This is a genomic window from Aequorivita sp. CIP111184 (assembly GCF_900489465.1).
In the GTDB taxonomy this organism is placed as follows: domain Bacteria; phylum Bacteroidota; class Bacteroidia; order Flavobacteriales; family Flavobacteriaceae; genus Aequorivita.
Map to the genome: position 1 here is coordinate 87,166 of NZ_UEFQ01000020.1, position 13,231 is coordinate 100,396.

The window sequence follows — 13,231 nt, forward strand, 5'->3', positions numbered from 1 at the left end:
ATCCCATACTTGGAAATATTCCATAATTTTGTCATTTTTCCAATCTGAAATTTTATGAAATTCTCTTTTATTTCCGTCACAGCCTCTAGCAACAATCTTGCCACAGCAAGAATTATAAATTTGGCAGTACGTACTAGCGAAGACGAGCAATGTATAGCAGAATTTGAAAGTTATATAAAACCTCAGCCCAGATTGTCAATGACTGAAAGAACTTCTTTAACAATAGACTATTCCAGAATAAAAACGGCACCCCCTTTTTGTGATATCGCTTTAGAAATTATTGCTTTGGTGGAGAACGGTCAAACAGTTTTTATGGATAGATTCTCGGAACGTCTTTTTATTAAATCTTTTAAGCAAATTGGGTATTCTCCTGGAAGGGCCACATATATCCTTCAACAACTATTTAAGAATATTACGGGAACAAAAACATTTACTATAGCCGTTGCCCTTCAATCCCTAGGTTTAAAATATTTTGCCAATACACCTTTAGAACATTCTAAGGCTATGGAAAAAATATTTTTCGCCCTCATTGAAATTTCTTCTGGAACAAGTAATGGTTCTGATTTACTAAAAGAAAAACCCAATTTGGATACTGTGGATTTTAGTCACCTTCCAAAAACTCCGGGAGTATATTTTTTTCGCAATAAGGAAGGGGAAGTTATTTATGTGGGGAAAGCGATAAATATCCTCAAAAGGGTTCGGAGCCATTTTACCGCCTCTAATCTTTTTGAAAGAGAATTATGCGCCCAAACTGCTTTTCTTGATTTTGAGGAAACAGGCAGTGAAACCCTTGCCCTTCTGCTGGAATCTCATTATATCACTACTTTAAAACCTATTTGCAATACCAATCAAAAAGAACTTATTGACCCCTATGTCATCAGATCTAAGACAGATGGAAGAGGGATATTACGCCTACAATTAATCCAAAAGTCTTATGCAGATAGTGAAAATGAATTCTACTACAACCGCGATTCGGTTTTACTAAAAATGAAGCAAGTTCAACAAAAGTTCAATTTATGCAGACGCTTCACAGGCATCGAAAGAACGGCAGCTAAATGTAGCGACCCCGTTTTTTGTAAGGGAATTTGCCAAGGGCTCGAAGATAAAAGCATTTACAATGAAAGAGTGGCTGCAGCACTGAAATTTATTTTTGATGAAAGGCCCAGCTATATTATTAAATTAGGAGGCCGACATATATTTGAATCGGCTGTTGTATTAGTTAAAAACGGAATTTATCAGGGTTTTGGCTTTATTGAAAACGATGCGAATATTAATTCCTTTCGTGATATTGAAGGTTACATAAAAAGATATTCCCACAATTATTTTACTTCAAGAATTATTGATCAATTTCATAGGAGCAATAAAAAACAAGAAGGGACTATTCTTAAATACTAAATAAAACTGTATTCTGAACTTTGCATAATTTCTTTCTTTTTCATATAAAATGTAACCCAAGCTTTCATCTGCTACTGTCTATACTTAATCTATATGTAGTTCTTGATAATATCAAAAATTAAACGTCTATTTGGAAAACAATAATCCCCAATAGCGGGACACAGATAATCCACTAATAACTATTAATTTATATCCCTATGCCCTCCATCTTGGAGGGCATTCTTTTGAGCTGATGACTGCAGAAAGCAAAAAAACAAAACTTTTCCTTTTATTAATTCTTTCATTTTTTTATAAATTTGGACATCAATAAAAGTATGAAGCATTTTTACGTAGCCATTCTCTTTTTCGTCTTCCCCATTTCCTTGCTTTCACAAACCAAAGAAGTAGAAAAGCTTAACTCCCAAATAAAAAATACGGTATTTAAAAAGCCCGATTCCGCTAAGGTCTATCTCTTGCGATTGTTGGGAAAATCTTCTGATCTCCACGATACCGTGGTAGCCAAAACCTACAGTAATCTAGGAATTACCTACACCCAATTGGGAATCTTGGATTCTTCGGAATATTATTTTAATAAGGGAATTGAAATAGCACAGGGCCAAGCCTTAATTACCGCAAGACTGTATTCAAACTTATCAGTTACACTGCGAACTGCTTCCCGCTATTCCGAATCTTTGGAAGCTTTAAAAAAATCCTTAGCGCTATACAGAAAGGCAAAATTCATAGATGGGGAGGCAATTGTATATGGAGAAATGGCGTCTAATTATAATTATATGCTACAGCCCGAAAAGGCAATAATTTATTTAAAAAAAGCTATTGCCATTTTCAATAAAACCGGTAACGACAGAGAGGTTTATATCATAAAACAAAAATTGGGGAATTTTTATTTCAATAATGGGAACTACGTTTTCGCCAAGGATATTTTTGAAGAGCTGCTTCCTATTTTTGCTAAGGAAAAAGGGCTCAATTATTATTATACACTTATGAATTATGGCCAGTGCCTGATGGCATTGGAAGAATATTCAAGCGCAGAAAAGGCATTGTTGGAAACGGAGGCTGGCTTAAGAAGATTAGAAAACCTGGAGCATAGGTTGCTCACCACTAGTTTATTGGGAAAACTATATGGTATCACCAATAGATCAAAAGAAGCTATCAGTAATTTAAAAGAAGCCTATGAAGGGCTTTATGAAATTAATTCGCCGCGTTTTACGGAAGTAGCCGCTGAATACTTAAAGGTTTTAAACAAAGTGCAAGATTATAAAACTGCGCTTATTGTTATTAATAGTGTAAAGCCAGTACTCAACACACGGTTGAAAATGAACGCGGACAATGAGATTCTCTTATTACAAAATGCAATTATTACCTATAATGCAAAAAAGTTATTTGAGGAATCGGTGCCCATGTATGAACGGGTAGATTTTTTAAAAGATTCCTTAAATAATGCAAACAATGTTCTTAAGATAAATGAATTGCAGGAGGAGTACCAAAATAAGCTCCAACGCGAAAAAAATATTTCACTTTCAAAGAATAATGCACTATTGGTTGAGAATAACACAAAACAGCAAAACATCATCTTTTTAACGCTATTCACCCTTGCCTTGGTTTCTGCTATTCCATTTATAATATACTATACCAATAAAAATAAAATAGCGATTCAAAAGACTGCAGTAGAAAACTTGGAAAAGTCGCATATCGCCCTCCAAGAGAAACAGGAATTAGAACATGAATTGTTTGAGGAGCGCGAAAAAACATTGGCAGATAAGGAACGTGAACTTATAGCGATATCTTTGGAGATGGCCGATTTACAAAATCAGGTTACTGAATTATTAGATAACAGACAGAACAAAGAAGCTTCAAACGAAATTGCCTCCCAAATTACCAACATCTTCAATCAAAAGAATTATTGGAAACACTTTAAAACCAAGTTTGTGGAGGTACATCCCGAGTTTGGGCAGAATCTTATACAGATGTTTCCGATGCTTTCAGACAACGATATTGCATTTTGTTCCCTCTTAAAACTTCAACTTACCAACAAGGAAATTGCCTCCCTCATGGGAATTAGCCACCAAAGTGTAATTTCAAAAAAATATAGAATTAAAAGGAAAATGGCACTTCAGGATGACGATGTTTCGTTTGAAAATTTAATTCGTGATCTATAAAACATTCAATTAAAGAATGACAATTTAAATTTTATCCCGCATTTTCTGTCTTTCGCCCGATTGTACCATCTTCAGTTTTAAATGGGCACCTATAATTTCTAAAATATAGTGCAATAGACACATTAAATTCCCAAATAATTGATTTATAGTTTCTTAAAGTCAATCCTTCCATTTAAGATTTCTATAGTTTTTAAAACTATCTATATTTTATCTATATGATTTGTTTTTATTTCTCCCAAAATCATCATTTATTTGCCCAGCAATGTTAAAAAATTTAACTTTTAGATTTACCCAAATCTTTTAAAACCTATTTATGCTAAGATGTCTTTTTTTCTTATCTGACGTTTCAATTCTTTTACAATTTTGCGCTACAGGCGTTCCTACCTCCACAATTTATTTTGGATTTCCCTTCATTGGGGAAAAAGCTTCTTAACAATTTCTTCAATATAAAATCAAATTAATATTCTACTTATGAATCGAAAAAATTACTCAAAATTTTTAACAACCAATTTTATCCATTTATTTCATCTTAGGAAATTCATGCTCCTAATAATGGTCTTCTTAACCACTTTGTTTGAGGTTAATGCCCAATCCCCTGACTGCTTTATAAATTTAGGGTTAAATTCTTGGAGTGTTGAAGGTGATCCTACAAATGGAAATTGGGTACCTGCCCCAGATGGGAGCAGCGTGCTTCAAACAGTAAATAGTAATCCGTCCTTTTATGTGAGTAACGCTGATTATTTCAACACCACCATTCAAGGTGAGTTTAGAGTAGAAACTACCAGTGATGATGACTTTATCGGTTTTGTGATTGGCTACCAATCTCCGAACACTACTACACCCAACGATGAATACAATTTCATTCTTTTTGATTGGAAACAGGCAGCTCAGTCTGCTGGAAGTTGTACTGCACCCGCTGCCATACGCCTCTCACGGATTCAGGGTACTTCTACAGATTTCATCTCTACATTTTGGTGCCAAAACAGTGCAATCAATGAAGTGCTTGGAACCAATTCAAGCTTGGGGGGATGGGCAGACAATACCCTCTATACCTTTCAAGTGCAATATGGCGCCAGCAATATTAGTGTATGGATAAATGGCACTCTAATTTTTGATGTAGACGGCACCTATACTACGGGTCGTTTTGGTTTTTATAATTTTTCCCAAGAAGCGGTACGCTACCAGAATTTTTCGCTTCCTTTTTCTACGGTTATCAATAAAACCGATGTTAGTTGTTTAGGAGCAAGTGATGGAACGGCTACTGCCGTTGCCTCCGATTTTGCAACACCTCCCTACGATTACTTATGGGATACAGGCGCAACTACGGAAACTATAGTTGGATTAGCTCCCGGCACCTATTCGGTAACTGTTACCTCCCAAGAAGGTTGTACCACTACAGAATCGGTAAACATTATAACTACCCCAGATACCGAAGATCCAAGTGTGTCCGTTAACTCACCATTTTCTGTTACTTTGGATGCAACTGGGAATGCTTCAATTTCAGTTTCTGACATTGAAGTTAGCAGTAGCGATAACTGCGGAATAGCTTCTAAAACCCTGAGCAAAACAAGTTTTGATTGCTCCAATACGGGCACTAATAATATTAACTATACTGTTACAGATAATAGTGGAAATAGTACAGTAATACCGGTAACGGTTACTGTAACAGATAATATTAACCCAGTTGCACAAGCCCAGGACCTAATACTTCAATTAACCGATCCCACTGGACTTACAATTACTCCAGCTATGGTTGACAATGGCAGTACAGACAACTGTACTTTTACACTATCATTGAGTAAAACCACTTTTGATTGTAGCGATATTGGTACGCAGACTGTAACCTTAACAGCAACTGATGCCAGCGGAAATGTGAATACAACAAACGCAGATATTACGATTACCGCACCAGAACCCTTTGTGGTTACCTCAGCGGGAGCAACTCAAATGGGTGATATTAGCACCTTTACTACGGTTGATCCCACCATCGCAATTACTTATAATGGAAATGCAGACGGAGCCTTGGTTTCCATCTCCAATAATTTCTATTCAGGAGATGAATTGGCCCTGGATCCAGGATACACCATTCCGGGAGGAGTAAGCGTTAATTATAACAGTTCTACGGGAGTTTTTACCATAATAGGAACCTTAACTGATACTGATTTGGAAACCTTATTCCAAAATATTCAGTTCCGTACAACAAGCGGTAACACCTCTGAACGTACTATTGAATTTATTATAGGAGGCAGCGTGTCTAACCCTGATAACAACCACTATTACGAATATGTAAACCAAAGTCTTTCTTGGGTGCAGGCAAAAGCTGCCGCAGCTACAAGAACCCTTTATGGTCTTCAAGGATATTTGGCCACTTCTACCTCTGCTGAAGAAAACAACTTTATAAAAACAAAGTTAACAGATGACGGTTGGCTTGGTGGCTCTGATGAGTTCAGCCAAATAAATCAAGCAGTGGGAAGCCCACTTTATGCAAACCAAGCAGCAGCAGAAAATAACTGGTATTGGATAACGGGACCTGAAGCAGGAACACAAATGTCTTTTGGAAGCAATCCATTGCCTGGCCAATACGTAAATTGGAATCCTAGCGAACCAAATAATTCAGGAGGTACCGAAGATTATATGCAAATATATTTTGCCAATGATGGCCGTTGGAACGATCTAGGAACAGGCCAAAGCATGGGTTATATTGTGGAATATGGAGGTCTTGCGGGAGATCAGTCATGTTTTTCCTTTTCCAATAACAAAATAGTATTACTTAACCATGCGCCGATAATTGATCCCATTGCAAATGTAGCGGGATGTCCCGGAAGTAGCTTTACCCAGAATGTTACAATTTCAGACGTGGAGGATGCCGTTACAGATCTTACAGTTACTGTAGCTTCTAATAATCAGACTTTGGTTCAAGACACTAATCTATCCGTTAGTTATGACGGCACCAACTTTGTTGTAACAGGTACTTCAGAGGCCGGAATACAAAGCAGTGCAGTTATCACTGTAACAGCTACTGATACAGGAGGTCTTTCCACGAATGGAAGTTTCACTTTTACTGCAGAAGATACTGAAGCACCAATAGCTGTATGTCTTGGCTCTACTCCAATATACGTAGGCTCTTTTAGGGTTAGCGATGGCCCTTCTTGGGTTACCAATCCTCCCGTTTATAATGCCCAAGAAACCGCAGCCCTTATTTTTGGTGGAAATCCTTCAGATTATGCCGTATCTATTGATCCGAATACAACCGACCCAAACACTATTACCCATACAGCCTGGACTGATAGTTGGGGCGATGGTTTTGCCATTAATGCTGAAGGTTATAGTTTAGATACAGGCGCACCCGGTTATAATGATCCCGGAGACTACGATACCGCAGTATCTTCTTGGGTGAATGACCATGTTGATTTAACAAAAGTAAATTATGTGTGGACAGCCGCGACGCCACTAGTTGTGCAGTTAGATGGCAATGGCCAAGCCGTATTGGATGCTGCCGATGTAGACGGAGGCAGTACTGACAATTGTGGAATTGCTAGCATAACGGTAAGTCCAAATAACTTCAGCTGCGCCGATATAGGGCCAAATACCGTAACACTAACGGTAACCGATGTTAATGGCAATAGTTCTACCTGTAGCTCTACAGTAATGGTGGAAGACAATATAGCTCCAACGGCAATATGCCAGCCCATTACTGTGCAGCTTGACGCTACTGGCAACGTTTCCATAACGCCTGCTGATGTGGATGGTGGTTCATCTGATGCCTGCGGAATTGCAAGTACAACTATTGATGTTTCATCATTCGATTGCTCTAACATAGGAACGAACAATGTGGTGCTTACAGTAACCGATAATAACGGAAACGTTTCTACTTGTACCGCAGTGGTCACGGTTGAAGATACTATCGCTCCAATTATAGCATGTCCTGCAAATATTATTGCAAATACCGATCTAGGTGAGTGCTCTTCATTTGCTTATTTTACCGAACCATTTGTTCTGGATAACTGTAGCATTGACACAGTAGTTCAAACTGCGGGACTTCCAAGCGGAAGCCAGTTCCCAGTTGGCGTGAACACGATTGAGTTCACCGCCACCGATGTAAACGGAAACGTAAGCACTTGTAGCTTTACCATTACGGTGATCGACAACGAGGCGCCTGTAGCAGTTTGCCAGAACATCACCATTCAGTTGGATACCGCTGGTAACGCAGCTATAGTTGCAGCAGATGTGGACGGTGGCAGCACCGACCAATGTGGTGTGGCTACTATTTCAATAGATATGGATACGTTTGATTGTTCCAATGTTGGGGACAACAACGTAATCCTAACAGTTACCGATGTAAACGGAAATACAAGTACGTGTACCGCCATCGTAACGGTAGAAGATGTAACCGCCCCAGTGGTAGCCTGTCAGAACCTTACCGTGGAACTTGATCCTGTAACGGGAACGGTTACCATAGCCGGAACTGATATAGACAATGGCTCTACCGATACCTGTGGCATTGCGAGCTATGATCTTGATATAGATACCTTCGATTGCTCGAACATAGGAGACAACACTGTAATACTGACCGTAACCGATGTAAACGGAAATACTGAAACTTGTACCGCCATCGTAACGGTGGAGGACAATACAAGTCCGGTACTTGTATGTCAGGACTTCACATTGGAACTTGGAGCAGATGGCACCGCCACCCTTGACCTAAGCGATGTGATAGCGAGCAACGATGATGCCTGTGGTATCTTTACAGTAGCCGTGGACATTACACAGTTCAGCTGTGCCGATATTGGTACTCCTGTAACCGTTCAGATCTTCAGCCAAGACAACAACGGCAACCTTGCCACTTGTACTGCGGTTGTAACCGTGGTTGATAACCTTGCGCCGGTGGTTACTTGTCCAGCAGACCAAACGGTAGATCCAGGTCAGGGGAACTTGTTCTATATTGTTCCTGATTATTTCGCAACGGGAGAGGCAACGGCAGTAGACAACTGTACCGATCCTGTTACCGTTACCACTCAGGACCCGGCCGCGGGAACGACGCTTTCCGATGGAACTTATACCATCACGCTAACCGCAACAGATGCGTATGGCAATATTGGAACCTGCGAGTTTGAGCTTGTTGTGGATAGTGTACTTGGCACGGGAGGCAACAATCAGAGCCTTGGAAGCATCGCGATGTATCCCAACCCCGCAAAAGGAAATGTAACCATCGGCAACCCACAGAGCCTAGAGCTTGAGCGTGCTGATATTTATGACCTAACGGGAAGATTGGTGCAGTCGTTCAACTTAAAGGGAATGGCAACTGCCAAGACCTTAAACGTAGATAATCTTGCTGCCGCTACCTATGTAGTGATCATCAAAGGCAAAAACGGTCAGATAACCAAGCGCCTGTTAAAAGAATAGTTTTCTTTTAAAATTCATAAAAAACCCCTTGTGCAAATTGTACAAGGGGTTTTGTTTTTTTTGTAGAGGTGGAAACAATCAAACCCAGAAGAGTGTGATTTTAAAAAGACTGCGCGCACCCTGACATCTTGTTTCATAATGACATTCCAATATCACCCTGAGTAGCCTGTCCTGAGCATTTCGACCTTGGTTTATCCTTTGCTAAGGGTTTGCACAAAATGGTATCCAGTGACAGCATTTACCCACTTTTGACTGCTTTTCACCAAAATTGCAAGCAAGCCTATTTTTGTTTTCCAGGCGCTTTGTTCGAGTGTTGTTCGAATGCTGTTCGTATTTTGTTCGAATAGAGGGCCGTTTCTTCGAACAATGTTCGAACAAGTATGGGAGAAGGGTCGAAGGACGAGGGACGAGGGACGAGCGACGAGGGACGAAGTACGAAGTGCGAAATGGGAAGTGGGAAGGACGAGCTTCGAGTGACGAAGTACGAAATACGAAATACGAAGTACGAGCGATAAAGTGGGAAGCGAGCGGTTTTTTGGTGGTAGATAAGGATTTCCTTACGGTCGCTTAAATTTTTGTTTATATTTTTGAATGGATAACTCAAGATATATTACAGCGATAAATACGCAAATCACGAACCACAAGTAAGATTGAGATAATATATTTGGGAAAGCCAAATACCAAATAAAATTGGCGAAAATTAAATTTATTTCAGAATGAAACTGCTACCAAACGAAGAGCAACTCTTAATATCAAAAAATAAGAAAATGATTTTAACCAATCATCGAGTTCAGATGGTTGAGAGTGAATGGGGACAATCTAGTTCGATTACTATTTTTCTTGAGGATATCAGTTCAATAGAGACAAAATTCAAGAACGATATCTGGCTTCTAATTCTGGCGCCATTAATTATTTTAAGTGGTTTTTTCCTCGGTGATTTTTATATTGGTGAGATAGCCACTCTAGCCGGAATTACATTGGGGGTTTTATGTCTTGGAATATGGTGGGCTACTCGAAAACGTTTAATTTCTATTTCCTCAAACGGAGGTTCCCAACTTAACTTCGCTCCACGCGGCATGGATATTGATAAAATTAATGACTTGGTTCAGGCAATTTTGATTGCAAAACAGGCAAGGGTTGATCAACTACATAAAGTTTAATTTAGGCCTTCTAAGAAATGGGCAACAATAAAATGATACTTTTTTATGAAAGTGAAATTTTTACTACTATTCATTTTTATTCCTGCTATGCTATTAAGTCAAGAATATATACGCCAAGGGAAAGGCTGTTACAATGAGGTACTATATACCTGGGATGGAAACTATTTAAGGCAAGGGAAAGGAAGTTATAATACAGTACTTTATACGATAGATGAGGAATACATCCGTATCGGAAAAGGAGCCTATAATACTGTTTTATATACGTGGGATGGGCATTACCTTCGGCAAGGAAAGGGTGCTTATAACACGGTTCTGCTCACTTGGGATGGAAAGTATATTCGTGAAGGAAAAGGGAAATACAATACCGTGCTTTACACTTGGGATGGCACTTACTTAAGACAAGGGAAGGGGGATTACAATACGGTTATTTATACTATTACAGAACCAGTTCCTGTTGTTGTTTTGATGTTGTTGGGGGTTTAAATAGCTGTCAAAATTTCATGCCCTGTGGAATTGTAATAGGCGCATACGGCTGTCCCGCCCATTTATCGCTTATATATTTTAGAATGAGCATTACCAATACATAATCTTTGTATTGGCTGGCGTCCAATCCGCCTCTTAGCTCGTAGCAACTCGCCCAAAGGGAGCTGTATAATTCTGATTTTTTTATTGCCATTTATAGTTTTTGGTATGATGTAATGTATAAACAAATCGCTTGGTTTGTAGGACGATTTATGAAAGTGAAATAAAACCGATGGTGAAATCACCATCGGTTTCCTAAGAGATTATTTACTCCTCTCCCTTATACTCATCGTTATTAGGGTTTAATTGATCTGAATGATTATCCAAATCATCTTGGGTAGGCTCATAACCTTCCTTAAATCCATTAGCCATAGCTATTTATTTTAAAATGATGCCTACTATTTCCTGGAGTTCGGCTTTTCCATAGTTGTTTTTCTTTTTTGAAATATACTTATAAGTAGCCCTATTGCCACTAACACATCCACAATATTCCAAAGCTCTCTACCAAGGGCTATTTTAACGAAAGGTTGGAATAATAATGCTAGAGCAGCGTAAATAATTTTTGCTGTATTGTTGTTTTCTTGGTTGGCCTGGTAGGCTATATATCCAAAGCCTATGAATGCCAAAAAGCGTACTAGCTGGTAATAGCCATAGGGCATATTTAGGAGGCAGAGGAAAAATAAGATTGCCAAGGCAATTTTTATAAGTTTAGTTATTGTCATATTCTTCAAATTTAAATTCCATAAAAACAGGCAAGTGATCGGAAAGCGCACGCGCCCACTCAAGTTCATGACAAGAGTCCACAATATCAACACTGCCCGATTGGAGAAGCTTAATGCTTGATGTAAAATATATATTGTCAATAGCGTGGTTTAAATATTCGCCATTTTTGCATTTCATTTTTAAAGTAGTTGGGGTATTTTGAAGGGCGCTTTTAAAACCCTTATTATAAAAAGGCTTCCACACTTTATGATTTTCATCTAAGTTGAAATCGCCAGCAATTATAATTCGACTTGATTTTAATCGAGTCGGGTAATCTAGAAAATCAATAATTTCTTCTTCCGGTCTATCATTGTACTTTCGAGAATGGAAGTTAATCACATAAAAAGGTTCTGATTGCCCTTCAATTTTAAAAGCAGCAATATAGGGTTCACGGTTGCATATATCTTCCAATTCTTTATCTAAATAGGCTCGATGGATCAAACTCACCTTCGATGTTTTCCATAAAAAAGCATAGCGCTCACTTATATAAACTGAAGGACTCCTAGTAGGGTCGCTAATGCGGTAATCCCATTTAGAGCCCATACGGTTTAGTTCATCAGCAATTTTAGCTACAGCTTGGGCTCCTGCTGGATCTTTGGCTACTACTTCTTGTATTGCTACTATATCAAAATTTCTAAGGATGTTCGCAATCTCTTTTAGCTCCTCTGGGTTTTTTGTTCTTCCTAGATCCCGGATGTTCCAGGAGGCGAGGGTAGTGTTTTTATAGGTAAGAGGTTTTGTGTTGTTGAATGCAACGTTCTGTGATATTTGATTTATCGCAGATGTTTGTTCTGAATAACCTTTATCTGTCTTTGAATTACACGAAATAAAAACAAAAATTAAGAGCAGTGTGTGAAACACTGCTCTTGTGATTTTTGAAACGTCTTTTAACTTTTTTGTCATTAGTGTGAAAACAATAAAATTATTTTAAAATGAACTCTTTTATAATTTTATCCATATTTGATGGCAAACCGGCAGTTTTAATATCATACCGTCCCACTTTCATAGAATCAAACCAGTCACTCCAATATTTTCTGATTACTTCTTCTTCATAAGGGTTTTTGGGGTCGGGGTTAATGCCGAGAACAAGTACTTCTAGGTTTTCAAGTCCAGTTGTAGCAGGAATAAAACCATATTCTTTTTCGTCTATTCTACTTTCCCAATCTTTGTCAGTCAATCTATAGCCTCTTATATCCTGAGGTGTTAAGTAAGAAGTTAAGTTTCCTTCCTTCATTTTAGTGTCTTTATGAAAGATGTAGCCGTCTGTTAAAATGACTAAAATATTTCTATAATTCTCTTCAATGCAAAAATCCTTCACTTTTGTTTTGAAAAACTTCCATGTATCCGAACCTACATACTTATCATCCTTAATAGCAAGATTATAAATTTCTAATGGTTTTGTAGCATAGGTGTTTTTTATTTTATCTAATAGTTCTAATGAAGCATTATCACGTGTTATGGAATATCGAAGATCGTTAGAAATAGAATTAATGTTTTGATTTTGGGGTTCAGGATCAAAAAACACTTGCATCTTGTCATTCATCTGCCGTACTTTTTTAGTCCTTAAATGTGTATCAAATGCCTCAGAAACAGATTTTATGTATGCAACATCCCTCAAATAATATTGCATTGATTCATTTGGATATTTTTTAGGATCTATTCTGTCTGACAAATCTAAAAGGAAACTAATATTTAAATTATTACTGTCTTCAGGCTTGGTAACCAAGTCCATCACTTCTACTTCTTTTTGATCTTCTTTTTTTTCATCTGCACAAGACAGCAATACGACCATTGTTAAAAAGCTTAAAATAATAGTATATGTGTTTTTCATTG

General features: G+C 38.2%; 9 protein-coding genes. 5 read left to right on the forward strand and 4 right to left on the reverse strand.

Going from position 1 to position 13,231, the window contains the following annotated elements; genetic code table 11:
* Nucleotides 1–54 precede the first annotated feature (54 nt).
* From AEQU1_RS09030 to AEQU1_RS09050, 5 genes are all read left to right on the forward strand, one after another.
* Nucleotides 55–1,395 carry a GIY-YIG nuclease family protein gene (locus AEQU1_RS09030; RefSeq protein ID WP_111880536.1) on the forward strand — a complete coding sequence of 447 codons (1,341 nt, stop codon included), beginning with the start codon at nt 55–57 and terminating at the stop codon, nt 1,393–1,395.
* A 314-nt stretch (nt 1,396–1,709) separates the two neighbouring features.
* Nucleotides 1,710–3,551 (forward strand): tetratricopeptide repeat protein, encoded by a 1,842-nt coding sequence (locus AEQU1_RS09035; RefSeq protein WP_111880537.1) that lies wholly within the window; start codon nt 1,710–1,712, stop codon nt 3,549–3,551.
* 552 nt (nt 3,552–4,103) lie between these two features.
* A complete protein-coding gene (locus AEQU1_RS09040) occupies nt 4,104–8,954 on the forward strand; it encodes an HYR domain-containing protein (RefSeq protein ID WP_181566743.1) in 4,851 nt (1,616 codons plus the stop codon).
* Nucleotides 8,955–9,670: 716 nt separating this feature from the next.
* Nucleotides 9,671–10,114 (forward strand): hypothetical protein, encoded by a 444-nt coding sequence (locus tag AEQU1_RS09045; protein WP_111880541.1) that lies wholly within the window; start codon nt 9,671–9,673, stop codon nt 10,112–10,114.
* A 45-nt stretch (nt 10,115–10,159) separates the two neighbouring features.
* Nucleotides 10,160–10,597: a hypothetical protein gene (locus tag AEQU1_RS09050; protein WP_111880543.1), complete on the forward strand. Its 438-nt coding sequence runs from the start codon at nt 10,160–10,162 to the stop codon at nt 10,595–10,597.
* A gap of 7 nt (nt 10,598–10,604) precedes the next feature.
* Here the strand turns inward: AEQU1_RS09050 and AEQU1_RS09055 are convergent, their stop codons facing one another.
* From AEQU1_RS09055 to AEQU1_RS09070, 4 genes are all read right to left on the reverse strand, one after another.
* On the reverse strand, nt 10,605–10,790 hold the full coding sequence (locus tag AEQU1_RS09055) for a type I restriction-modification system subunit M N-terminal domain-containing protein (RefSeq protein WP_258455253.1): 186 nt from the start codon (nt 10,788–10,790) through the stop codon (nt 10,605–10,607).
* A gap of 244 nt (nt 10,791–11,034) precedes the next feature.
* Complete coding sequence (locus AEQU1_RS09060) at nt 11,035–11,352, reverse strand: DUF6804 family protein (RefSeq protein WP_111880599.1); 318 nt, start codon at nt 11,350–11,352, stop codon at nt 11,035–11,037.
* Nucleotides 11,345–12,301: an endonuclease/exonuclease/phosphatase family protein gene (locus AEQU1_RS09065; RefSeq protein WP_111880544.1), complete on the reverse strand. Its 957-nt coding sequence runs from the start codon at nt 12,299–12,301 to the stop codon at nt 11,345–11,347. The genes AEQU1_RS09060 and AEQU1_RS09065 overlap by 8 nt, the downstream gene beginning before the upstream one ends.
* 19 nt (nt 12,302–12,320) lie before the next feature.
* On the reverse strand, nt 12,321–13,229 hold the full coding sequence (locus tag AEQU1_RS09070) for a hypothetical protein (protein WP_111880545.1): 909 nt from the start codon (nt 13,227–13,229) through the stop codon (nt 12,321–12,323).
* Between the last annotated feature and the right edge of the window lie 2 nt (nt 13,230–13,231).

Excerpts from the sequence above, each read along its gene's own strand:
- AEQU1_RS09030 (WP_111880536.1), top strand. The coding sequence starts at position 55 with ATGAAATTCTCTTTTATTTCCGTCACAGCCTCTAGCAACAATCTTGCC.
- AEQU1_RS09035 (WP_111880537.1), top strand. The coding sequence starts at position 1,710 with ATGAAGCATTTTTACGTAGCCATTCTCTTTTTCGTCTTCCCCATTTCC.
- AEQU1_RS09040 (WP_181566743.1), top strand. The coding sequence starts at position 4,104 with ATGGTCTTCTTAACCACTTTGTTTGAGGTTAATGCCCAATCCCCTGAC.
- AEQU1_RS09045 (WP_111880541.1), top strand. The coding sequence starts at position 9,671 with ATGAAACTGCTACCAAACGAAGAGCAACTCTTAATATCAAAAAATAAG.
- AEQU1_RS09050 (WP_111880543.1), top strand. The coding sequence starts at position 10,160 with ATGAAAGTGAAATTTTTACTACTATTCATTTTTATTCCTGCTATGCTA.
- AEQU1_RS09055 (WP_258455253.1), bottom strand. The coding sequence starts at position 10,790 with ATGGCAATAAAAAAATCAGAATTATACAGCTCCCTTTGGGCGAGTTGC.
- AEQU1_RS09065 (WP_111880544.1), bottom strand. The coding sequence starts at position 12,301 with ATGACAAAAAAGTTAAAAGACGTTTCAAAAATCACAAGAGCAGTGTTT.
- AEQU1_RS09070 (WP_111880545.1), bottom strand. The coding sequence starts at position 13,229 with ATGAAAAACACATATACTATTATTTTAAGCTTTTTAACAATGGTCGTA.